The organism is Acidovorax sp. SRI_002 (assembly GCF_057586455.1).
This window is the reverse complement of record NZ_JBYCZW010000004.1, coordinates 202,068-223,319: the sequence shown is the minus strand read 5'-3', so window position 1 is coordinate 223,319 and position 21,252 is coordinate 202,068. Positions and strand designations below refer to the sequence as shown.

Genomic DNA, 21,252 nt, shown 5'->3' with positions numbered 1-21,252 from the left:
CGCGAGAAAACATATGGTTGAAATTGAACTGGACGGTCAGAAAGTGGAAGTCGCCGAAGGCTGCATGGTGATGCATGCGGCCGAGAAGGCGGGCACCTACATTCCGCATTTCTGCTACCACAAGAAGCTTTCGATCGCCGCCAACTGCCGTATGTGCCTGGTGGATGTGGAAAAGGCTCCCAAGCCCATGCCAGCGTGCGCTACGCCGGTGACGCAGGGCATGATCGTGCGCACCAAGAGCGACAAGGCTATCAAAGCCCAGCAGTCGGTCATGGAGTTCCTGCTGATCAACCACCCGCTGGATTGCCCCATCTGCGACCAGGGCGGTGAATGCCAGTTGCAGGACCTGGCCGTGGGCTATGGCGGCTCTTCTTCGCGCTACGAAGAAGAAAAGCGCGTGGTGCCTGTCAAGGATGTCGGCCCGCTGATTTCCATGCAGGAAATGAGCCGTTGCATCCATTGCACCCGCTGCGTGCGCTTTGGCCAGGAAGTGGCCGGCGTGATGGAGCTGGGCATGATCCATCGCGGCGAGCACTCGGAGATCACAACGGTCACCGGTGATACGGTGGACTCCGAGCTGTCGGGCAACATGATCGACATCTGCCCGGTCGGTGCGCTCACGAGCAAGCCTTTCCGATACAGCGCCCGTACTTGGGAGTTGTCGCGCCGCCGTTCGGTGAGCCCCCACGATTCGACCGGTTCCAACCTGATTGTTCAGGTCAAGAACCACAAGGTCATGCGCGTGGTGCCGTTCGAGAATGAGGCTGTCAACGAATGCTGGATTGCCGACCGTGACCGCTTCTCGTACGAATCGCTCAACAGCGACGAACGCCTGACCCAGCCGATGCTCAAGCAGGGCGGGGTGTGGAGGCAGGTCGATTGGCAGACCGCACTGGAATACGTCGCCAACGGTTTGAAGAACATCAAGAATGACCACGGCGCCAACAGCATTGGCGCTCTGGTCAGTCCGCACAGCACGGTCGAAGAGTTGTACCTGGCTTCTGCATTGGTGCGTGGTCTGGGCAGTGACAACATTGACTACCGCCTGCGCAATGCTGAATTTGCAGCGCCCGAAGGTATCCGCTGGCTTGGCACGTCCATTGCCTCGTTGTCCACGTTGCAGAGTGTGCTTGTGGTGGGCTCCAACCTGCGCAAGGACCATCCGTTGTTCGCCCAGCGCATTCGCCAGGCAGCACGCCACGGCTGTCAGGTCAGTGTGGTCGATTCGGCCCTGGCTGACTGGGCAATGCCGGTGAAACACTCCCTGCTGCAGCCTGCTGCCCAATGGGTGGCGGCGCTTGGCGGCATCGCTGCTGCGGTGGCGCAGGAGAAAGGTGCTTCTGCGCCTGCGGGGGCAGGTGCAGTGACCGAGGGTGCCTTGGCGATCGCCCGTACCCTGCTGGGTGGCGAACGAAAGGCGCTGTTGCTGGGCAATGCAGCTGCGCACCATGCACAAGCTACGCAATTGCTGGCGCTGGCCAACTGGATTGGTGAGAACACGGGGGCATCCGTCGGCTACCTGACGGAAGCCGCCAATACGGTGGGTGCTCAGTTCGTGGGGGCTCATCCTGTCAATGGTGGCTTGAATGCGGGCCAGATGCTTTCCGGTGGTCTGAAGGCAGCCTTGTTGCTCAATACTGAGCCGGTGTACGACTCCGCTGCGGGCGCCAGTGCTGCTGCCACGCTGTCTGGTGCAGACATGGTGATCACGTTGAGCCCCTTCAAGGCCAACATGGAGTTCAGTGACGTTTTGTTGCCAATTGCCCCGTTCACAGAGACGTCTGGCAGCTTCGTCAATGCGGAAGGCCGTCTGCAGAGCTTCCACGCCGTGGTGCGCCCTCTGGGTGACGCCCGTCCTGCATGGAAGGTTCTGCGCGTTCTGGCCAATCTGCTGGGTGTGCCGGGCTTCGACTTTGAAACCTCGCAGGACGTGCTGGCCCGTGCCACGAATGCCCCAGCGGGCACGGTCACGCAATTGGCGGCTGCTCAGATGTCGAACGCTGTGAGGACGGTGCCAGTCGCTGCGACAGCCGCAGCAGGTGAACCCGTGGTCGCATCCATCTATCAACTAGACGGCCTGGTGCGCCGTTCCACGTCGTTGCAGCTCACTGCCGACGCGCGCATGGCACGTGAAGGAGTGGCCGCATGATCGACGCGATCTACAACGCGGGCCTGAACCTGCTTTCTTTTGGGTGGTGGACTGGCATCGTCTGGCCGGTGCTCTGGATCCTGATCAAGATCGTTTGTATCCTGGCGCCTTTGATGGGTGCGGTGGCCTACCTCACGCTGTGGGAGCGTAAGCTCCTGGGCTTCATGCAGGTGCGCCATGGACCCAACCGCGTGGGTCCCATGGGGTTGCTGCAGCCTATCGCTGACGCGCTGAAGCTGTTGACCAAGGAAATCATCCAGCCCACGGCGGCCAGCAAGGGCTTGTTTGTCCTGGGACCTGTCATGGCCATCATGCCGGCACTGGCTGCCTGGGTGGCTATTCCCTTTGGCCCCGATGTGGCCTTGGCCAATGTGAATGCAGGTCTGCTGCTGGTCATGGCCATCACCTCGATCGAGGTCTATGGTGTGATCATCGCTGGCTGGGCCTCGAACTCCAAGTATGCTTTTCTCGGTGCGCTGCGTGCTTCCGCACAGATGGTGAGCTACGAAATTGCCATGGGCTTCTGCTTCCTGGTCGTGATCATGGTCTCCGGTAGCATGAACCTGACCGAAATCGTGATGGGGCAGGGGCGTGGCATGGCTGCGGATAAGGGCCTGACCTTCCTGTCCTGGAACTGGCTCCCGCTGCTGCCCATTTTTCTGGTCTACCTGATCTCTGGGGTTGCTGAAACGAACCGCCACCCGTTTGACGTGGTGGAAGGCGAGGCGGAAATCGTGGCCGGCCACATGGTGGAGTATTCCGGCATGGGCTTTGCGATCTTCTTCCTGGCTGAGTACGCCAGCATGTGGCTCGTTTCCATCCTGGCTGCACTGATGTTCCTTGGCGGCTGGCTGCCCCCCATCGACAGTGCGTTGTTCAACTGGATTCCCGGCTGGATCTGGCTGGGTATCAAGACCTTCCTTGTGGTGTCCATGTTCATCTGGATCCGGGCGACCTTCCCCCGTTTCCGTTATGACCAGATCATGCGTCTGGGCTGGAAGATCTTTATTCCAGTCACGCTGGTGTATTTGTTGTTTGTCGGCGGGTGGTTGCTCTCGCCTTGGAATATCTGGAAATAAGCGGGGACACAAATGACTGCTGTTGCTGCTGCTGCACCTTTTTCGTTCAAGGATTTCTTCAAGAGCTTCATGCTCGTGGAGTTGCTCAAGGGCATGGCCCTCACGGGCCGCTATGCCTTTCGCCGCAAGGTGACTGTGCAGTTCCCGGAAGAGAAGACGCCTCTTTCACCCCGTTTTCGCGGTCTGCATGCGCTGCGACGCTATGACAACGGGGAAGAGCGTTGTATCGCCTGCAAGTTGTGCGAGGCCGTTTGCCCCGCCATGGCGATCACGATTGAGTCAGACGTCCGTGCCGATGGCTCCCGCCGCACCACTCGCTATGACATCGATCTGACCAAGTGCATCTTCTGCGGTTTCTGTGAAGAAAGCTGCCCGGTGGATTCCATCGTGGAGACGCACATCTTTGAATACCACGGCGAAAAGCGTGGCGATCTGTATTTCACGAAGGACATGCTCCTGGCCGTGGGCGACCGGTACGAAGGTGAAATTGCGGCAGCCAAGGCTGCGGACGCAAAGTACCGCTGAGCGGTGCAGGCTTCAGCCTCTTTGCCAGACTTTCTATAAAGACCCGATTCATGGACGCCAAGACTGGTTTCTTCTACCTCTTCTCGGTTGTGCTGCTGTTTGCAGCCTTCCGGGTGATCACTGCGCGCAATCCTGTGCATGCCGTGCTCTATCTCATCCTCGCGTTTTCGCAGGCGGCAGCGGTGTGGTTGCTGCTCAAAGCCGAATTCCTCGCCATTGCCTTGGTGCTCGTGTACCTGGGCGCGGTGATGGTGCTGTTCCTGTTCGTCGTGATGATGCTTGATATTCACATCGACACGGTGCGCAAAGGCTTCTGGAAGCACTTTCCCCTGGCCGCCACGGTAGGCGCTTTGATTGCGCTGGAAATGGCCGCTGTGCTGATGGGCGGGTTTCGTGGCATGGACGAGCCCAAGGCCGTCGCCACCATGGTGGATGCTGCGGGGCAGGTGGTCCCGTATTCGAATACCAAGGCGTTGGGCAAGCTGCTTTACACCGAATACCTTTATCCCGTTGAAATCGCAGCTGTGATTCTGCTGGTGGCCATGATTGCCGCCATTGCGCTCACCCTGCGCCAGCGCAAGGACAGCAAGGCCATCAATCCTTCGGTGCAGATCCGCGTCCGTGCTGCGGACCGCCTGGAAGTGGTGAAGGTCGCAGCGACCCAGAAGCCGGTGGACGAAGCACAGGCAGAGCCGGCCGTCGAGGAGAAAAAAGCATGACGCTGACATTGGGACACTTTCTCTCGCTGGGTGCGATGTTGTTCGCGCTCGCGGTGATCGGGATTTTCCTGAACCGCAAGAACCTGATCGTGCTGCTGATGGCCATCGAATTGATGCTGCTGGCGGTGAACATGAACTTCGTGGCTTTCTCCCACTACCTGGGCGACATGCACGGCCAGGTGTTTGTGTTCTTCATCCTGACCGTGGCGGCAGCCGAATCGGCCATCGGCCTGGCCATCCTGGTGCTGCTGTTCCGCAACAAGTCCAGCATCAACGCGGAAGACCTCAACACCCTCAAGGGTTGATGGGCTACCCGTATTCCCAAGGTTCTCAAGAATGAGTCAAACCCTCTCTGCTTCAACGCTCCTGGCCGTGCCACTGGCTCCGCTGGCGGGTGCTTTGCTGGCCGGCATCTTTGGTACGACCTTTGGTGGTAACTGGATAGGCCGACGCCTGAGCCATACCCTGACGATCCTGGGCGTGCTCGTGGCGTTCGTGTTGTCTGCGATGACGCTCAAGAGCGTTGCGATCGATGGCGCGCGTTTTAACGAGACGCTGTACACCTGGATGGTTGTTGGTGGTCTGAAGATGGAAGTGGGCTTCCTGGTGGACAGCCTCACCGCCATGATGATGGTCGTGGTGACCTTCGTGTCGCTGATGGTGCACATCTACACCATTGGCTACATGGAAGAGGACGACGGCTATAACCGTTTCTTCGCCTACATCTCGTTGTTCACGTTCTCCATGCTGATGCTGGTGATGAGCAACAACCTTCTGCAGCTGTTCTTCGGTTGGGAAGCCGTGGGCCTGGTCTCTTACCTGCTGATCGGCTTCTGGTTCAACAAGCCTTCGGCGATCTTTGCCAACATGAAGGCCTTTCTGGTCAACCGGGTGGGCGACTTCGGTTTCATCCTGGGCATTGGCCTGATCGCAGCTTACGCTGGCACGTTGAACTACGGCGAAGTGTTCGCGAAGACGGGTGAGCTGGGTGGTCTGCCATTCCCCGGCACCGACTGGATGCTGATCACCGTGATCTGCATCTGCCTGTTCATTGGTGCGATGGGCAAGTCGGCCCAGTTCCCGCTGCACGTGTGGTTGCCCGACTCGATGGAAGGTCCAACCCCTATCTCGGCGCTGATCCACGCGGCAACCATGGTGACCGCGGGCATTTTCATGGTGGCGCGCATGTCGCCCCTGTTTGAACTGTCTGATACGGCCCTGAATTTCATCCTCGTGATTGGTGCCATCACGGCGTTGTTCATGGGATTCCTGGGCATCATCCAGAACGACATCAAGCGTGTGGTGGCTTATTCCACGCTGTCGCAGCTGGGTTATATGACCGTAGCGCTGGGCGCATCGGCTTACTCGGTGGCCGTGTTCCACCTTATGACCCACGCGTTCTTCAAGGCGCTGCTGTTCCTCGGGGCCGGCTCGGTCATCATGGGCATGCACCACAACCAGGATATCCGCTGGATGGGCGGCGTGCGCAAGTACATGCCCATCACCTGGATCACCTCACTGCTGGGTTCGCTGGCGTTGATCGGTACACCGCTGTTCTCGGGCTTCTACTCCAAGGACAGCATCATTGAGGCCGTGCACTTCAGCCAACTGCCCGCAGCCGGTTTTGCGCACTTTGCCGTGCTCGCAGGTGTGTTCATCACGGCGTTCTATTCGTTCCGCATGTATTTCCTGGTCTTCCATGGCAAGGAGCGCTACGACCAGAACCCGGATGCGCACCATGACGACCATCATGGTCATGATGATCACCACGGGCACGATGCCAAGCCACACGAATCCCCCTGGGTGGTGACGGTGCCGCTGGTGCTGCTGGCCATTCCTTCGGTTGTGGTGGGCTTCATGTTCATCCAGCCCATGCTGTTTGGTGACTTCTTCAAGGACGTGATCTTTGTCGATGCGGCCAAGCACCCGGCCATGGCGAAGCTGGCAGAAATCTTCCACGGTCCGGTGGGGATGGCACTGCATGGTCTGCAGACAGCGCCTTTCTGGCTTGCTTTGGCGGGGGTGGCTGCTTCGTACTACATGTACATGGTCAATCCTGCGCTGCCTGCGGGCATCAAGGCACGTGTCCAGCCGCTGTACACCTTGCTGGAGAACAAGTATTACCTCGATTGGATCAACGAGAACATCCTCGCCCGTGGTGCTCGTGCGCTGGGTGTCGGGCTGTGGAAGGTAGGCGATCAGGCCATCATCGACGGCGCTCTCGTGAACGGTTCTTGGAAGTTGGTGCGTGGAGTTTCCGGCATCGTGCGCTGGATGCAGTCGGGCTTTATCTTCCACTACGCGCTGGTGATGATCCTGGGTGTCTTCGCGCTGATGACCTGGTTTGTCTGGGGCGATGCTCTGTTGCAGCTCATCAAATAAGGAAAACAACAAATGGGTCTGTTGAGTCTTGCAATCTGGGCACCGATTGCCTTCGGTGTACTGCTGCTGGCCATTGGGCGGGATGAGCATGCCCGCGCGGTGCGGTGGCTGGCGCTGGTGGGGGCCGTGGCTGGCTTCCTGGTGACGTTACCCCTGTACGATGGGTTCCAGCTGGGCACGGCGGCGATGCAGTTTGTCGAGAAGGCAGCCTGGATCGAACGCTTCAACATCCACTATCACCTGGGTGTGGATGGCATCTCGTTCTGGTTCGTGCCGCTGACGGCATTCATCACGGTCATCGTCGTAGTGGCTTCCTGGGAGTCCATCACCGAGCGCGTCAACCAGTACATGGGGGCTTTCCTGATCCTGTCGGGCCTCATGATTGGCGTATTCACGGCGTTGGACGGCATGCTGTTCTACGTGTTCTTCGAAGCCACGCTGATTCCGATGTACCTGATCATCGGTATCTGGGGTGGCCCCAACAAGATCTACGCGGCGTTCAAGTTCTTCCTGTATACGCTGCTCGGTTCGCTGCTGATGCTGATCGCACTGATCTTCCTGTACAACCAGTCAGGCGGCAGCTTCGACATTGCCACGTGGCACCAGTTGCCGTTGAGCCGTACGGCGCAGACGCTGCTGTTCTTTGCCTTCTTTGCGGCGTTTGCCGTGAAGGTGCCGATGTGGCCGGTGCACACCTGGCTGCCCGACGTGCACGTGGAGGCGCCCACCGGAGGCTCCGCCGTGCTGGCCGCCATCATGCTGAAGCTGGGCGCATACGGCTTCCTGCGTTTCTCCATGCCCATCGCCCCCGATGCCTCGCGCGAGTGGGCTTGGCTGATGATTGCCCTGTCGCTGATTGCCGTGATCTATGTGGGTCTGGTGGCCATGGTCCAGAAGGACATGAAGAAACTGGTGGCGTATTCGTCTGTGGCGCACATGGGCTTTGTGACTCTGGGCTTCTTTATCTTCAACGATCTGGGCGTGTCTGGCGGTCTGGTGCAGATGATTGCCCACGGCTTTGTCTCAGGCGCGATGTTCCTGTCCATTGGCGTGCTGTATGACCGCGTGCATTCGCGTGAAATCGCCGCTTACGGCGGTGTGGTCAACACCATGCCCAACTTCACGGCCTTTGCGCTGCTGTTTGCGATGGCCAACTGCGGCCTTCCAGGCACTGCCGGCTTTGTGGGCGAGTGGATGGTGATCCTTGGCGCTGTCAAGGCCAACTTCTGGATCGGTCTGGCCGCCGCCACTGCGCTGATCTTTGGTGCCGCCTACACGCTGTGGATGTTCAAGCGCGTATACCTGGGGCCAGTGGGCAATGACAACGTCAAGGGCCTGACCGACATCGACAGCCGCGAATTCCTGGTGCTTGCCTTGCTAGGCATTGCCGTTCTGGCCATGGGCCTGTATCCCCGTCCGTTCACGGACGTGATGGACACCTCGGTGGCGGAACTGCTCAAGCATGTTGCGCTGTCGAAGCTGAACTAAGAGATTCAAGAAGATGATTGACAACATCAGCTGGCTCGCGATTTACCCCGAAATCGTGCTGTTGACCATGGCCTGCGTGATCGCGCTGGTCGACCTGGGCGTGCACAGCGCCCGCCGCACCGCCACCTACGTGCTCACCCTGCTCACGCTCGCCGTGGTGGCTGGATTGCAGGCCATGTACGCCAGCAGCGGCAACACCTTCTATGGGTTTGGCAACATGGTGGTGAGCGATGCCATGGGCAACTGGCTCAAGTGCTTCGCCACGGTGGCCATGATGATCACGCTGGTCTATGCCCGACCCTACGCGGCAGATCGCGGCATGATGCGTGGCGGCGAGATGTTCACCTTGTCGATGTTTGCGCTGCTGGGCATGTTCATCATGATCTCGGGCAACAACTTCCTCGTGATCTACCTGGGTCTGGAGCTGCTGACCCTGTCGAGCTACGCGCTTGTGGCCCTGCGCCGTGACAATGCCACGGCCACAGAAGCGGCCATGAAGTATTTCGTGCTCGGCGCCATGGCCAGCGGCTTCCTGCTGTACGGCCTGTCCATGATCTACGGCGCCACGGGTTCGCTCGATATCGGTCAGGTGTTCAAGGCCGTCAATTCAGGCCAGATTCGCCACCAGGTGCTGGTTTTCGGCCTCGTGTTCGTGGTGGCCGGTCTGGCCTTCAAACTGGGTGTCGTGCCTTTCCACATGTGGATTCCCGACGTCTACCAGGGCGCTCCCACGGCGGTCACGCTCATGATCGGTGGTGCGCCCAAGCTGGCAGCGTTTGCCATCACCATCCGCCTGCTGGTGGACGGGTTGTTGCCCTTGGCCATCGACTGGCAGCAGATGCTGGCAGTGCTGGCGATTGGCTCGCTGCTCGTGGGTAACCTGGCCGCCATCGCGCAGACCAACCTCAAGCGCATGCTGGCGTACTCCACCATCTCGCAAATGGGCTTTGTGCTGCTGGGTCTGATGTCGGGTGTGGTGAACGGCAATGTGGATGCTACGGCCGTTGAGAACGCCTACAGCGCCTCGATGTTCTACGTGGTGACCTATGTGCTCACCACGCTGGCAGCCTTTGGCGTGATCTTGCTGCTGGCCCGCGAAGGCTTCGAAAGCGAGGAAATTTCGGACTTTGCTGGCCTCAACCAGCGTAGCCCCCTGTACGCCGGTGTGATGGCCGTCTGCCTGTTCTCGATGGCCGGTATTCCGCCGCTCGTGGGTTTCTACGCCAAGCTGGCCGTGCTGCAGGCGTTGGTGGCCTCAGGCCAGACCCTGTACATCGCGATGGCGGTGTTCGCGGTGATCATGTCGCTGATCGGCGCCTTCTACTACCTGCGGGTGGTGAAGGTCATGTACTTCGACGCACCGTTGACGGCCTCGAACGTGTCCGCCCCGGCGGATGTGCGTGTGGTGCTGACCCTTAACGGCGCGCTCCTGCTGGTGCTGGGCCTTCTGCCCGGCGGCTTGATGGCCCTTTGCGCTGACGCTGTCGTGCGCGCGCTGGCCACCTAAGCGTTCCCCACTGCCTGCTGTTCCTGTGTCGCTTACCGGGTCCGTCTGGCTGGTCATCGTGGCAGCGTTCATTGCTGCCAACCTGCCTTTTGTCAACCACCGCTGGCTGGCGGTAGGGCCACAGTCCAATCCGAGAAAGCCGCTGGTGGGCCGCCTGGGCGAGCTGATCCTGCTGTACTTTCTGGTGGGTGGCTTGGCGCTGTTGCTGGAGCGCAGGGCCGGGCAGATTGCTTCGCAAGGCTGGGAGTTCTATGCGATCACCGGGACGCTGTTCCTTACACTCGCCTTTCCAGGTTTTGTTTATCGTTACCTGCTGCGCCGCCACGGCTGATGGCCAGCGTGCCCAAGGTTTGCCATGAAGGTGCTTGATCTCCAATGCCGGCAGGGCCATGTCTTTGAAGGCTGGTTCGCTTCGGAAGACGATTTCCAGGGCCAGAAGCAACGTGGATTGGTGCAATGCCCGCTGTGCGCGGACGATCACATTGAAAAACGCTTGAGTGCTCCCCGGCTGAACCTGGGGGCGCGCGAGCCATCTGCACCGTCAGCCGTGCCTACACCGTCTGCCGCACCCGAGGGCGGCAGTCTCCAGGTCGGAAACTCTCCGGCACTTCCCCCCGCATTACAGGCTGCCTGGCTGGACCTTGCCCGCAAGATCGTCGCGAATACCGAGGATGTGGGTGCGCGCTTTGCGCAGGAGGCCCGGCGCATGCACCACGGTGAGGTGCAGGAGCGCGCGATTCGCGGGCAGGCCACTCCGGATGAGGCGATGGAGTTGCTGGAGGAGGGGATCGCCGTCATGCCCTTGCCTCTGCCCGCCGCCGCCAAGGAAACGCTCCAGTAGGCCATCGATGCTTGGGCCCAAAATATTAAATGTTTTAGGCTGCTGGCGCTTGATGGGTAAGACAGTATTGCTATCAATTTGATATCAATATGACGGGCGGCCTGGGATTAGCCGGAAACCCTCCGTAAACCCCCACTGTTGGCCGCGATCTGACAGTGCGGGCGTTACACCGTGAACTGCAACGCCGCCAGGCGGGCATAGACGCCGCCTTGCGCCAGCAGGGCCGTGTGGGTGCCTTGCTCAACGATGCGCCCATGTTCCAGCACCACAATGCGGTCCGCGTTCTGCACCGTGGCCAGCCTGTGGGCAATGACCAGCGTGGTGCGCCGACCTGTGTGGCGCTGCATGGCGGTATCCAACGCCGCCTGCACCATGCGTTCGCTCTCTGCGTCCAGCGCGCTGGTGGCTTCGTCTAGCAGGAGCAGGGGCGGGTTTTTGAGCATGGCCCGGGCAATGGCAATGCGCTGTCGCTGGCCGCCGGACAGCCGCACGCCCCGTTCACCCAGGAAAGTGCCATAGCCCTCGGGCAGCGCCATGATGAAGTCGTGTGCAAAGGCGGCACGTGTGGCTGCCATGACTTCTTCGTCTGTCGCCTGGGGGCGCCCGTAGCGGATGTTGTCCATGGCCGATGCCGAGAAAATCACGGCGTCCTGCGGTACGGTGCCCGTGTGCAAGCGCAGGGTTTCCAGGCGCAGTTGGCGGATGTCCACACCGTTGAGGCGGATGGCGCCCTGGGGTTGGCCCTGTGCCTCGGTGTCCACGTCGTAAAAGCGCTGCAGCAGCTGGAACACCGTGGTTTTGCCCGCGCCGCTGGCGCCCACCAGCGCCACCGTTTCGCCCGGCGCCAGGTGCAGCGTAAAGTCGTGCAGCGCGGGCTGGTCGGGGCGCGAGGGGTAGTGGAACCACACGTTCTCAAACTCCACCTCCAGCCCCCGTTCCGATACAGGCAGGTCCTGCGGCGCGATCGGGTCTGCCACGGGCGATCGGGTCGCGAGCAATTCCATCAGCCGCTCCGTGGCGCCCGCAGCGCGCAGCAGATCGCCATAGACCTCGCCCAGCACGGCCACGGCACCGGCCAGCAAGATCACATACACCACGGTCTGCCCCAGATGCCCGGCTGTCATCTTGCCCGCCAACACCGCCTCCGTGCCCCGGTACAGCCCCCAGAGCAGCAGTGCGGCGTTTGCAATGATGATGAAGGCCACGAGCAGGGCGCGGGCCCCGGTGCGCTTGATGGCGACCTGGAACGCGTTCTCGGTGGCCTGCATGAAGCGGGTGGTCTCGCGGGGTTCTGCCGTGTAACTTTGCACCACCGGCACGGCATTGAGCACCTCGGCCGCTATGGCGCTGGAATCGGCCACCCGGTCCTGGCTGTCGCGCGACAGGCGCCGCACGCGCCTGCCGATCCACATGGTGGGTAGCACCACCAGCACCACGGCCACCATGACCACCGACATGACGTAGGGGTTGGTCCACACCAGCATGGCCAGCGCCCCGACCCCCATCACGGCGTTGCGCAGTCCCATCGACAGGGAGGAGCCGACGACGGTCTGTACCAGCGTGGTGTCGGTGGTCAGGCGCGACAGCACTTCGCCGGTCTGGGTGGTCTCAAAGAACTGCGGGCTTTGTTGCAGCACATGTCCGTATACCGCGTTGCGCAGGTCGGCGGTCACCCGCTCGCCCAGCCAGCTCACCATGTAAAACCGCGCGGCGGAGAACACCCCCAGTGCCACCGCCACGGCAAACAGCGCCTCGAAATGATTGCGCAGTGCCATGGTTTGGGCCCCCTTGTCGGGGTTCACCAGGCCACCATCGACCAGGTTGCGCAAGGCCAGGGGGAAGGCCAGGGTGGCAAGCGCTGCCAGTACCAGGAACACCACCGACAGCGCGATGCGTGCGCGGTACGGTCGCAGAAAGGGAAGGAGGCCCGTCAGGGACCGTGGGGCGCCGCTGGAGGGTTGAGTGGGGGTGGAAGCCATGGGGGTCAGTGTAGAGGGACCGTCCATGCGCCGCTGGGCGCGCCATCGTGGCACTGGCAAGACAAGATGTAAGAAAAAAGTCAGTGTTCTGCCTGGCGGGCTGACGCGTGAGCGGGGGCGAGCCACAGACCGCTTTGTGCGGGGTATCGCCTCCAAAACCAGCAAGGGCGGGCGATGCCGTGCCTGTGCACCGTTGCCATGGGCACCGCCGCAGGTCGCGATGTCCGAAAGCGTAGGCGTTTATACATAGGCATTAGTCCCAGTATCTACTGCGGGGTAGGGGGGCATACGATGCACTGCGATCACAACGCATGTATGAGGACCTTGCTGGCCAAGGCTTCTTTCCCCAGCACCCAACGGAGCGACCCAGGCGCAATGAGCGACGTCATTCTTGAAACCCACAGCCTGACCAAAGAGTTCAAGGGCTTCACCGCCGTCAGCGATGTGAATCTGGCCGTCCGCCGGGGCTCCATCCATGCGCTGATCGGCCCCAACGGCGCAGGCAAGACCACGTGTTTCAACCTGCTGACCAAGTTTCTCACACCCACCTCGGGCACCATCCGGTTCAACGGGCACGACATCACGCGAGAGCAGCCCGCACAGATCGCGCGCCGCGGCGTCATCCGCTCGTTCCAGATCTCGGCGGTGTTCCCCCACCTCACGCTGATGGAGAACGTGCGCCTGGGCCTGCAGCGCAAGCTGGGCACCTCGTTCCACTTCTGGCGCAGCGAGCGCACCCTGTCGCAACTGGACGACCGCGCGATGCAGTTGTTGACAGAAGTGGGCCTGGAAGACTTGGCCGACGAAGTGACGGTCAACCTGCCGTACGGCCGCAAGCGCGCGCTGGAGATCGCCACCACACTGGCCATGGAACCCGAGCTGATGCTGCTGGACGAGCCCACCCAGGGCATGGGCCACGAAGACGTGGACCGCGTCACCCAGCTGATCAAAAAGGTCTCTGCCGGTCGCACCATCTTGATGGTCGAGCACAACATGAAGGTCGTCTCCACCATTGCGGACCGCATCACCGTGCTGCAGCGCGGCGCAGTGCTGGCTGAGGGGCCCTACGAAGAAGTTTCGAACAACCCACAGGTCATGGAAGCCTACATGGGCACCACCGACGGTCAACTCCAAGGAGCGCATTGATGGCTGCCGCTCCCGCCCTCGAAATCAAGAACCTTGAAGCCTGGTACGGCGAGTCGCACGTGCTCCATGGTGTGGACATCGTTGTGCAGCCCGGCGAGGTGGTCACGCTGCTGGGCCGCAACGGCGCGGGCCGCACCACCACCATGCGCGCCATCATGGGCCTGACCGGTGCGCGCAAGGGCTCGGTCAAGATCCATGGTGTGGAGACCATCCACATGGCCACGCACCGCATTGCGCACCTGGGCGTGGGCTACTGCCCGGAAGAGCGCGGCATCTTCTCCAGCCTGTCGTGCGAAGAAAACCTGCTCCTGCCCCCGGCACTGAAGACCGGCACGCCCGGCATGTCGGTGCAGGAGATCTATGCCATGTTCCCCAACCTGGCCGAGCGCAAGAACAGCCAGGGAACACGCCTGTCGGGCGGCGAACAGCAGATGCTGGCCGTGGCCCGCATTCTGCGCACTGGCGCCAAGTTGCTGCTGCTCGACGAGATTTCCGAGGGCCTGGCGCCGGTCATCGTGCAGGCCTTGGCCCGCATGATCATGATGCTGCGCGAGAAAGGCTACACCGTGGTCATGGTCGAGCAGAACTTCCGCTTTGCCGCACCGCTCGCCGACCGCTTTTACGTCATGGAGCACGGCCGCATCGTCGAAAAATTTGGCGCGTCGGAGCTGGAAGAAAAGATGCCCGTGCTCACCGAACTGCTGGGCGTTTGAACGCGCCCCGAAGTCTTGCTTCCCGTTTTCTTCAACCACACCCACAGGAGACAATCCATGAAGAACAAACTCAAAACGCTGGCACTGGTGCTGGGCGCCGCTGGCCTGGCCACCTCGGCCGCGCATGCGCAAGACAAGGTCAAGATCGGCTTCATCACCGACATGTCCAGCCTGTACGCCGACGTGGAGGGCAAGAACGGTGCGGTGGCCATCCAGATGGCGATTGATGATTTTGGCGGCAAGGTGCTGGGCATGCCCATCGAGCTGCTCACCGCAGACCACCAGAACAAGGCCGACATCGCGGCTTCCAAGGCCCGCGAGTGGATCGACACCCAGGGCCTGACCATGCTGTTTGGTGGCACCAACTCTGGCACGGCCCTGGCATCGGCCAAGGTGGCGGCCGAAAAGAAACGTGTGTACATCAACAACGGCGCCGCCAGTTCGGCGCTGACCAACGACCAGTGCACGCCCTACACCGTGCACTATGCCTATGACACCGTGGCGTTGGCCAAGGGCACGGGTTCGGCCATCGTGGATACCGGCGGCAAGTCCTGGTACTTCCTCACGGCAGACTATGCGTTCGGCCATGCACTCGAAGCCGATACCAGCACGGTGGTCAAGGCCAAGGGCGGCACCGTGGTGGGCACCGTGCGCCACCCGCTCAACGCGTCCGACTTCTCGTCCTTCCTGTTGCAGGCGCAGAACTCCAAGGCACAGATTCTGGGTCTCGCCAATGCTGGCGGCGACACCATCAACGCCATCAAGGCTGCCAAGGAGTTCGGGATTGGCAAGAGCATGAAGCTGGCGGGTCTGCTGATCTTCATCAGCGACGTGCACAGCCTGGGCCTGCGCAACACCGAAGGCCTGCAATTCACCACCAGCTGGTACTGGGATCTGAACGACGACACGCGCAAATTTGCCGCGCGTTTCTTCGAGAAGACCAAGCGCATGCCCACCGAAATCCAGGCGGCCGATTACTCCGCCACGATGAACTACCTCAAGGCCGTGGAAGCAGCCAAGACGGTGGATGCCGACAAGGTCATGGCCACATGGCGGGGCATGAAGATGAACGACTTCTTTGCGTCTGGCCAACTGCGCCCCGATGGCCGTTACGTGCATGACATGTACCTGATGGAAGTGAAGAAGCCTTCGGAGTCCACCAAGCCCTGGGACTACTACAAGCTCGTCAAGAAGCTGCCCGGCGACACGGTGTTCACCACCAAGGCTGAGAGCAAGTGCGCGCTCTGGAAGTAAAGCCCTGAGCCGGACTCAACGCGCTCAGCCGCCCAGATGGGCTGGCCTGGCGCGTTGTGCCCCCTGACCTGAACCCCCTCCACCTGCCGCTGCCTCCCATGGAAATTTTTGGTGTCTCATTGCCGGGCCTGTTGAGCCAGCTCCTTCTGGGGCTGGTCAATGGGTCGTTCTACGCCATCCTCAGTCTCGGCCTGGCCGTGATCTTTGGCCTGCTCAACGTCATCAACTTCGCCCACGGGGCGCTGTTCATGACGGGCGCCCTGATGACCTGGATGGCGATGAACTACTTCGGCATCAACTATTGGTGGATGCTGGTGCTGGCGCCGCTGGTGGTGGGCTTGTTTGGGGTGTTGATCGAGCGCTTGCTGCTGCGCTGGATCTACAAGCTGGACCATCTTTATGGCCTGCTGCTCACGCTCGGCCTCACCTTGCTGATCGAAGGCGTGTTCCGCTCCATCTATGGCGTGTCGGGCCTGGGCTATGACACCCCTGAGCTGCTGGAAGGCGCGACCAACCTGGGCTTCATGATCCTGCCCAACTACCGGGCCTGGGTGGTGGTGGCCTCGGTGGTGGTGTGCCTGGCCACCTGGTATGTGATCGAGAAGACCAAGCTCGGCGCTTATCTGCGCGCGGGCACTGAAAACCCACGCCTGGTGGAAGCTTTCGGCATCAACGTGCCCGTGATGGTGACCCTGACCTACGCCTTTGGCGCCGCGCTGGCTGCCTTCGCTGGCGTGCTGGCGGCCCCGGTCTACCAGGTCACGCCGCTCATGGGCCAGAACCTCATCATCGTGGTGTTTGCCGTGGTGGTGATTGGCGGCATGGGCTCCATCATGGGCTCCATCCTGACCGGGCTGGGCCTGGGCGTCATCGAAGGCTTCACCAAGGTCTTCTATCCCGAAGCATCGTCCACCGTGGTGTTTGTCATCATGGTCATCGTTCTCCTCATCCGCCCCGCCGGCCTGTTCGGCAAAGAAAAATAAGGGGCAGCCAGCATGAATCTCAAGAACACTGCCACCATCGGCTACGGCCTGCTACTGCTGGGCCTGATTGCCGCCCCCTTCCTTGGTGCCTATCCCATCTTTGTGATGAAGCTCATGTGCTTTGCACTGTTTGCTTCGGCGTTCAACCTGCTGCTGGGCTACACCGGCCTGCTGTCATTCGGGCATGCAGCATTTTTGGGCGGGGCGGCCTACGTGGCGGGGCATGCCATCAAGGTGTGGGGCCTCACGCCCGAGGTGGGCCTGCTGCTGGGCACGGCCGGGGGGGCTTTGCTGGGCCTGCTGTTTGGCTGGCTGGCCATCCGCCGCCAGGGCATTTATTTTTCAATGATCACGCTGGCGTTGGCCCAGATGCTGTTCTTTGTGTGCTTGCAAGCGCCCTTCACCGGGGGTGAAGACGGCTTGCAGGGCGTGCCGCGCGGCAAGCTCTTTGGCCTGATCGATCTGAAGGACGATCTGGTCATGTACTACGTGGCGCTGGTCATCGTGGTGGCTGCGTTCCTCGTTATCGTGCGCACCATCCACTCGCCGTTCGGCCAGGTGCTCAAGGGAATCAAAGAGAACGAGCCCCGCGCAATCTCTCTGGGGTACGACACACACCGCTTCAAGCTGCTGGCCTTTGTGCTGTCGGCTGCGCTGGCGGGGCTGGCGGGCTCCCTCAAGACGCTTGTGCTCGGCTTTGCCACGCTGTCGGACGTGCACTGGACGGCCTCGGGTCAGGTCATCCTGATGACGCTGGTGGGCGGCCTGGGCACACTGTCGGGCCCGCTCATCGGCTCGGCCGTGGTGGTTCTGCTCGAAAACAAGATCGGTGAATTCGGCAACCTGCTGGCGGCGCTGACCAGCGTGGAGTGGTTCAAGACCCTGGGCGAATCCGTCACCATGGTCACGGGGCTGATCTTCGTGATCTGCGTGCTGGCCTTCCGCCGGGGCATCATGGGCGAAATCATTGCCTGGCTGGCACAGCGCCGCGCGGGCAACACTGCCAAGCACTGACCCCGTCATGGCCCGCAACGGCGGGCTGCTACCTGGATGCTGCTCAAAAAGCCGCTTCCGCCCTTACAGGCGCAGCGGCTTTGCATATCCGGTCATCTCCAGATAGCCCCGGCCCACGGGCTGTCCGCTGCCGTCCAGCAGGTCGGACAGCCCCTCCCAATAAATCGCGCCGCTGGACCCACTGCTGTCCAGCTCCTGGTTGTCCAACAGCGCGCGCACCTCAAACTGCCCCACCGGCGTCAGCACCCGCCACTGCACCGGGTAGCGCGCGCCGCTGTGCGGGCTGGCCCAGGTGCGCAGCGGGGTGAAGACCACGGCCTGCGCACCAAACACCTGCGCGGCCTGCCCTGGTGCCCGCCACGACCCTCCGGCCCACAGCGCAGACCCATCCGCGCGCCGCAGGCGGAAGGCCGTGAGCGCGCTGCCATCGGCCAGGTTCATGCCGATCCAGTCCCAGCCCTGGGCCTCGGGGTGCATCAGCGCCTCGCTCCACTCGTGGTCCATCCACGCGCGGCCGGTGCCAGGCTCGACCGCCATGCGGCGGCCCGCCACTGTCAGGTGCCCGCTCACGGCCAGCTGCGGCTGGCTGTAGTAGTAGCTCGCCTGCGTCGCTTCCGGCCCCTTGCGCGACAGGCCTTGCTGGCCTTGCAGCAGCACGGGCTGCGTGCTGTCGAACTGCAGCTCTAGCCCCAGCTCGCTGCCGGTGATGCGCGTGGTGTAGCGGCTGCGCGGCGCCTCACCGGGAGTGCTGCCCGGCACATCACTGCGCTCCAGCGTCCAGTCCTGCAGCCGGATGCGCGTGTCCGCTTCGCTGGCCTGCGCCACGCCAAAACCCGCACGCGCAATGCGCTGGTCGTGCCGCAGGCGCTGGCCTTTCACGTCGGTGATGGCCGCATGCGCAAACAGCAGCTGCTTGGCCGCAAACGCCGATTGCAGGCCCTGCGTGGCATCCACCCGCGACCGGAAGAACGTGAGCTGAAACCCCCACGGCAGGCCCAGCGCCTGCACATGGCCGGTGATGTACCACCACTCAGTGCGCAGCTCCGGGTGGCTGCCGTGGTCGCGCGGAAAGGCCAGAGCGCGCGCGGGCAGTGCTTGCGCCGCACCCGGCCAGAGCAGCGCACCCAGCCCGGCTGCCTGTAGGCTGGCCCCCATCAGCCACTGGCGGCGTGTGGAGCTGTGCATGGTGTGGGGGTCAAGGTACGGGATGGAATTGCGGGACGGGGCAGGGCGCTCAGCCCATCAACGCATCCACCTTCTGCTGCGCCGCCGAGCAATCGCCAAACGTGCGGTCCACCCAGTCGGTGTCGAAGTACGTGGGCAGGTAGCGCTCGCCCGCATCGCACAGCAGAGACAGGATGGAGCCGCGCTCGCCCCGCTCGCGCATCTCGCTGGCCAGCGTGAGCATGGCTACAAAGTTGGTGCCCGTGGACGGCCCCACACGCCGTCCCAGCAACTGCGACAGCGCGCGCATGGCAGCAACCGATTCGCAGTCCGCCACATCCACCATGCGGTCCACCAGCGTGCGGATAAAGCTCGGCTCCACACGCGGCCGGCCGATGCCCTCGATGCGTGAGCCCGGCGCTGTCAGCGCGGCATCGCCTGTGCGGTGGTAGGCGCTGAACACCGAACCCGCCGGGTCGGCCACACACACCTGCGTGGCATGGCGCTGGTAGCGCACATAGCGGCCAATGGTGGCGCTGGTGCCGCCCGTGCCCGCGCCCACCACAATCCAGCGCGGCACAGGGTGCGGCTCGCGCGCCATCTGCGTGAACATGCTTTCGGCAATGTTGTTGTTGCCGCGCCAGTCGGTGGCCCGCTCGGCATAGGTGAACTGGTCCATGTAGTGGCCGCCGGTTTCGGCGGCAATGGTGCGGGCCGCGTCGTACACCGCGCCCGCGCTGTCCACGAAGTGGCAACGCCCGCCATGGAACTCGATTTGCGCAATTTTTTCGGGTGACGTGGTGCGCGGCATCACCGCCACAAACGGCAGCCCTAGCAGCCGCGCAAAGTAGGCTTCGCTCACTGCGGTGGAGCCGCTGGACGATTCGACGATGGTCGAGCCCTCATGCACCAAGCCATTGCACAGTGCATACAGAAACAGCGACCGTGCCAGCCTGTGCTTGAGGCTGCCTGTGGGGTGGGTGGATTCGTCCTTGAGGTACAAGTCAATGCCATGCACGGCAAAGGCAGGCAGGCGCAGTGGGATCAGGTGCGTGTCGGCGCTGCGCTGGTAGTCGGCTTCGATGCGGGCGATGGCTTCGTGGAGCCAGGGAGAAGCGGAGGGCTGTTTCTGCATGGGCTGCATTGTCGCAGCCCTCATCGGGTCACCAGGGTGGTCAAAGCCCGTAGAACGCCTGGTTGGCCTCTATGCGCTGGGCTTGTGCCTCAGGGTAGCGGCGTTTGGCCAGCAGCCGCTGCAGCGCGGCACGGCCCAGATCACGGTGGGGGGTGTAGAAGGCACTGACGGCCAGCTCGTCCAGTGCACGCCAGGCGTACACCTGTGTGTCCACAAAAAGAATGTCTGCGGGTTGCGCAATCTGCGACGCCTGCAGCGCAAACACCGTGGCGAGCGCATGTTCGCCACGTTCGCGGTGGTAGCGGGCCAGTTCGCACAGCGGTTCAGCCCGCTGGGGGCGGGCTGCGTAGGCGGCCAGATAGGCCTCGCGCACGATGGAGGTGGGGGCCTGGTTGCGCTCGTGCAGCACGGCGATTTGGAACAGGGCGTACCAGCGCTCTTCTTCCCAGCCCCCCATATCCACCCGGCGCTGGTACCACAACAAACTGGGCTCGATCTTCCCGGCATCGCGGCAGCTCTGGGCCAGGTAGAACACGTTGCGCGTGTTGGTGGGGTCGTCGCGCACGGCCTGCTCCAGCAAGGCCATGTCGCGCAGGTAAGTCTCCGGGTCGCGTGCACGGGCGCCATCATGGGAGACGTGGATGACCGGCCCCTGCAGCGTTTGCCAGGGGCCGTGCTGCTTGGCAGTCAGGTACTCGTGCAGCACGCCCTCCCAGTGCCAGCCGATGCGTGTGGCAATCAGGCTGTTGCGCTGGTATTCCCAGCCGTCCATGTGGCAGGTCAGGGTGTAGCCGTCAGCCGAGAGCGCGGGCCAGGCAAATTCGGGCGGCACACGCAGTTGCTCGTCGGCATCAATGAAGAGCAGGTAGCCGCCATAGGGGCGCGCCAACTCTAGTGCTTCGTTGCGGTTGTGCGCAAAGTTTTTCCAGGGGCGCTCGAACAGCGTGCCGGGAACGTCGTGCATGAACTCGCGGACGATGTCCTGCGTGCCATCGGTGGAGCCCGTGTCCACGATGACCCAGTGGTCTATCCAGGGCTTGACCGAAGCGAGGCACCGGGTGATCACCGGGGCCTCGTTCTTGATGATCATGTTGAGCACGACGGGGGGCATGTGTCGCATAGGTCTTCAGCGTGGGCTTTAGAGGCGGGGAATCCGGACCCCGGCAGATTGCGC

General features: G+C 62.2%; 19 protein-coding genes. 15 read left to right on the top strand and 4 right to left on the bottom strand.

Going from position 1 to position 21,252, the window contains the following annotated elements; all coding sequences use genetic code 11:
- Window positions 1–13 precede the first annotated feature (13 nt).
- The 10 genes from nuoG to AC2YJX_RS12235 are packed head-to-tail and all read left to right on the top strand — an operon-like array spanning window position 14 to window position 10,690.
- Window positions 14–2,149, top strand: a complete 2,136-nt coding sequence (nuoG, locus tag AC2YJX_RS12280; RefSeq protein ID WP_121420709.1) for an NADH-quinone oxidoreductase subunit NuoG — start codon at window positions 14–16, stop codon at window positions 2,147–2,149.
- The gene (gene nuoH, locus AC2YJX_RS12275) at window positions 2,146–3,228 is read left to right on the top strand and encodes an NADH-quinone oxidoreductase subunit NuoH (protein ID WP_055393236.1); all 1,083 of its coding nucleotides are present in this window, start codon (window positions 2,146–2,148) and stop codon (window positions 3,226–3,228) included. Before nuoG ends, nuoH begins: the two co-directional genes overlap by 4 nt.
- Before the next feature lie 12 nt (window positions 3,229–3,240).
- Window positions 3,241–3,753: an NADH-quinone oxidoreductase subunit NuoI gene (gene nuoI / locus AC2YJX_RS12270; protein ID WP_010463942.1), complete on the top strand. Its 513-nt coding sequence runs from the start codon at window positions 3,241–3,243 to the stop codon at window positions 3,751–3,753.
- A gap of 50 nt (window positions 3,754–3,803) precedes the next feature.
- Window positions 3,804–4,472 (top strand): NADH-quinone oxidoreductase subunit J, encoded by a 669-nt coding sequence (locus AC2YJX_RS12265; protein ID WP_055393238.1) that lies wholly within the window; start codon window positions 3,804–3,806, stop codon window positions 4,470–4,472.
- Window positions 4,469–4,777, top strand: coding sequence for an NADH-quinone oxidoreductase subunit NuoK (nuoK, locus tag AC2YJX_RS12260; protein ID WP_005793248.1), 309 nt, complete (start codon window positions 4,469–4,471; stop codon window positions 4,775–4,777). Before AC2YJX_RS12265 ends, nuoK begins: the two co-directional genes overlap by 4 nt.
- 31 nt (window positions 4,778–4,808) lie before the next feature.
- Window positions 4,809–6,854, top strand: coding sequence for an NADH-quinone oxidoreductase subunit L (nuoL, locus tag AC2YJX_RS12255; protein ID WP_055393240.1), 2,046 nt, complete (start codon window positions 4,809–4,811; stop codon window positions 6,852–6,854).
- A 12-nt stretch (window positions 6,855–6,866) separates the two neighbouring features.
- Window positions 6,867–8,342 carry an NADH-quinone oxidoreductase subunit M gene (locus AC2YJX_RS12250; protein ID WP_487256196.1) on the top strand — a complete coding sequence of 492 codons (1,476 nt, stop codon included), beginning with the start codon at window positions 6,867–6,869 and terminating at the stop codon, window positions 8,340–8,342.
- Window positions 8,343–8,355: 13 nt separating this feature from the next.
- Window positions 8,356–9,849: an NADH-quinone oxidoreductase subunit NuoN gene (gene nuoN, locus AC2YJX_RS12245; protein ID WP_055393244.1), complete on the top strand. Its 1,494-nt coding sequence runs from the start codon at window positions 8,356–8,358 to the stop codon at window positions 9,847–9,849.
- Between the two features lie 25 nt (window positions 9,850–9,874).
- Window positions 9,875–10,180, top strand: a complete 306-nt coding sequence (locus AC2YJX_RS12240) for a DUF2818 family protein (RefSeq protein WP_055393246.1) — start codon at window positions 9,875–9,877, stop codon at window positions 10,178–10,180.
- A 24-nt stretch (window positions 10,181–10,204) separates the two neighbouring features.
- Window positions 10,205–10,690 (top strand): DUF1178 family protein, encoded by a 486-nt coding sequence (locus AC2YJX_RS12235; protein WP_055393248.1) that lies wholly within the window; start codon window positions 10,205–10,207, stop codon window positions 10,688–10,690.
- 164 nt (window positions 10,691–10,854) lie between these two features.
- Here the strand turns inward: AC2YJX_RS12235 and AC2YJX_RS12230 are convergent, their stop codons facing one another.
- A complete protein-coding gene (locus AC2YJX_RS12230; protein WP_218300599.1) occupies window positions 10,855–12,669 on the bottom strand; it encodes an ABC transporter transmembrane domain-containing protein in 1,815 nt (604 codons plus the stop codon).
- A 375-nt stretch (window positions 12,670–13,044) separates the two neighbouring features.
- Here AC2YJX_RS12230 and AC2YJX_RS12225 point away from each other — a divergent pair, with 375 nt between their 5' ends.
- The 5 genes from AC2YJX_RS12225 (at window position 13,045) to AC2YJX_RS12205 (ending at window position 17,779) form a co-directional block, all read left to right on the top strand.
- Window positions 13,045–13,815, top strand: a complete 771-nt coding sequence (locus tag AC2YJX_RS12225) for an ABC transporter ATP-binding protein (protein WP_055393252.1) — start codon at window positions 13,045–13,047, stop codon at window positions 13,813–13,815.
- Window positions 13,815–14,528: an ABC transporter ATP-binding protein gene (locus AC2YJX_RS12220; protein ID WP_055393254.1), complete on the top strand. Its 714-nt coding sequence runs from the start codon at window positions 13,815–13,817 to the stop codon at window positions 14,526–14,528. The genes AC2YJX_RS12225 and AC2YJX_RS12220 overlap by 1 nt, the downstream gene beginning before the upstream one ends.
- 57 nt (window positions 14,529–14,585) lie before the next feature.
- Window positions 14,586–15,782 carry an ABC transporter substrate-binding protein gene (locus AC2YJX_RS12215; RefSeq protein ID WP_055393256.1) on the top strand — a complete coding sequence of 399 codons (1,197 nt, stop codon included), beginning with the start codon at window positions 14,586–14,588 and terminating at the stop codon, window positions 15,780–15,782.
- A 98-nt stretch (window positions 15,783–15,880) separates the two neighbouring features.
- Window positions 15,881–16,765 carry a branched-chain amino acid ABC transporter permease gene (locus AC2YJX_RS12210; protein WP_010463953.1) on the top strand — a complete coding sequence of 295 codons (885 nt, stop codon included), beginning with the start codon at window positions 15,881–15,883 and terminating at the stop codon, window positions 16,763–16,765.
- 12 nt (window positions 16,766–16,777) lie between these two features.
- Window positions 16,778–17,779 (top strand): branched-chain amino acid ABC transporter permease, encoded by a 1,002-nt coding sequence (locus AC2YJX_RS12205; protein ID WP_055393257.1) that lies wholly within the window; start codon window positions 16,778–16,780, stop codon window positions 17,777–17,779.
- Window positions 17,780–17,842: 63 nt separating this feature from the next.
- On the opposite strand, the gene AC2YJX_RS12200 is transcribed toward AC2YJX_RS12205, so the two are convergent.
- Genes AC2YJX_RS12200 through AC2YJX_RS12190 form a run of 3 tightly spaced genes read right to left on the bottom strand, consistent with a single transcriptional unit; the run spans window position 17,843 to window position 21,189 of the window.
- Window positions 17,843–18,964 (bottom strand): lipocalin-like domain-containing protein, encoded by a 1,122-nt coding sequence (locus AC2YJX_RS12200; protein ID WP_121505810.1) that lies wholly within the window; start codon window positions 18,962–18,964, stop codon window positions 17,843–17,845.
- A gap of 49 nt (window positions 18,965–19,013) precedes the next feature.
- On the bottom strand, window positions 19,014–20,087 hold the full coding sequence (locus AC2YJX_RS12195) for a PLP-dependent cysteine synthase family protein (protein ID WP_487256195.1): 1,074 nt from the start codon (window positions 20,085–20,087) through the stop codon (window positions 19,014–19,016).
- A 31-nt stretch (window positions 20,088–20,118) separates the two neighbouring features.
- Window positions 20,119–21,189 (bottom strand): tetratricopeptide repeat-containing glycosyltransferase, encoded by a 1,071-nt coding sequence (locus AC2YJX_RS12190; protein WP_487256358.1) that lies wholly within the window; start codon window positions 21,187–21,189, stop codon window positions 20,119–20,121.
- Window positions 21,190–21,252 lie beyond the last annotated feature (63 nt).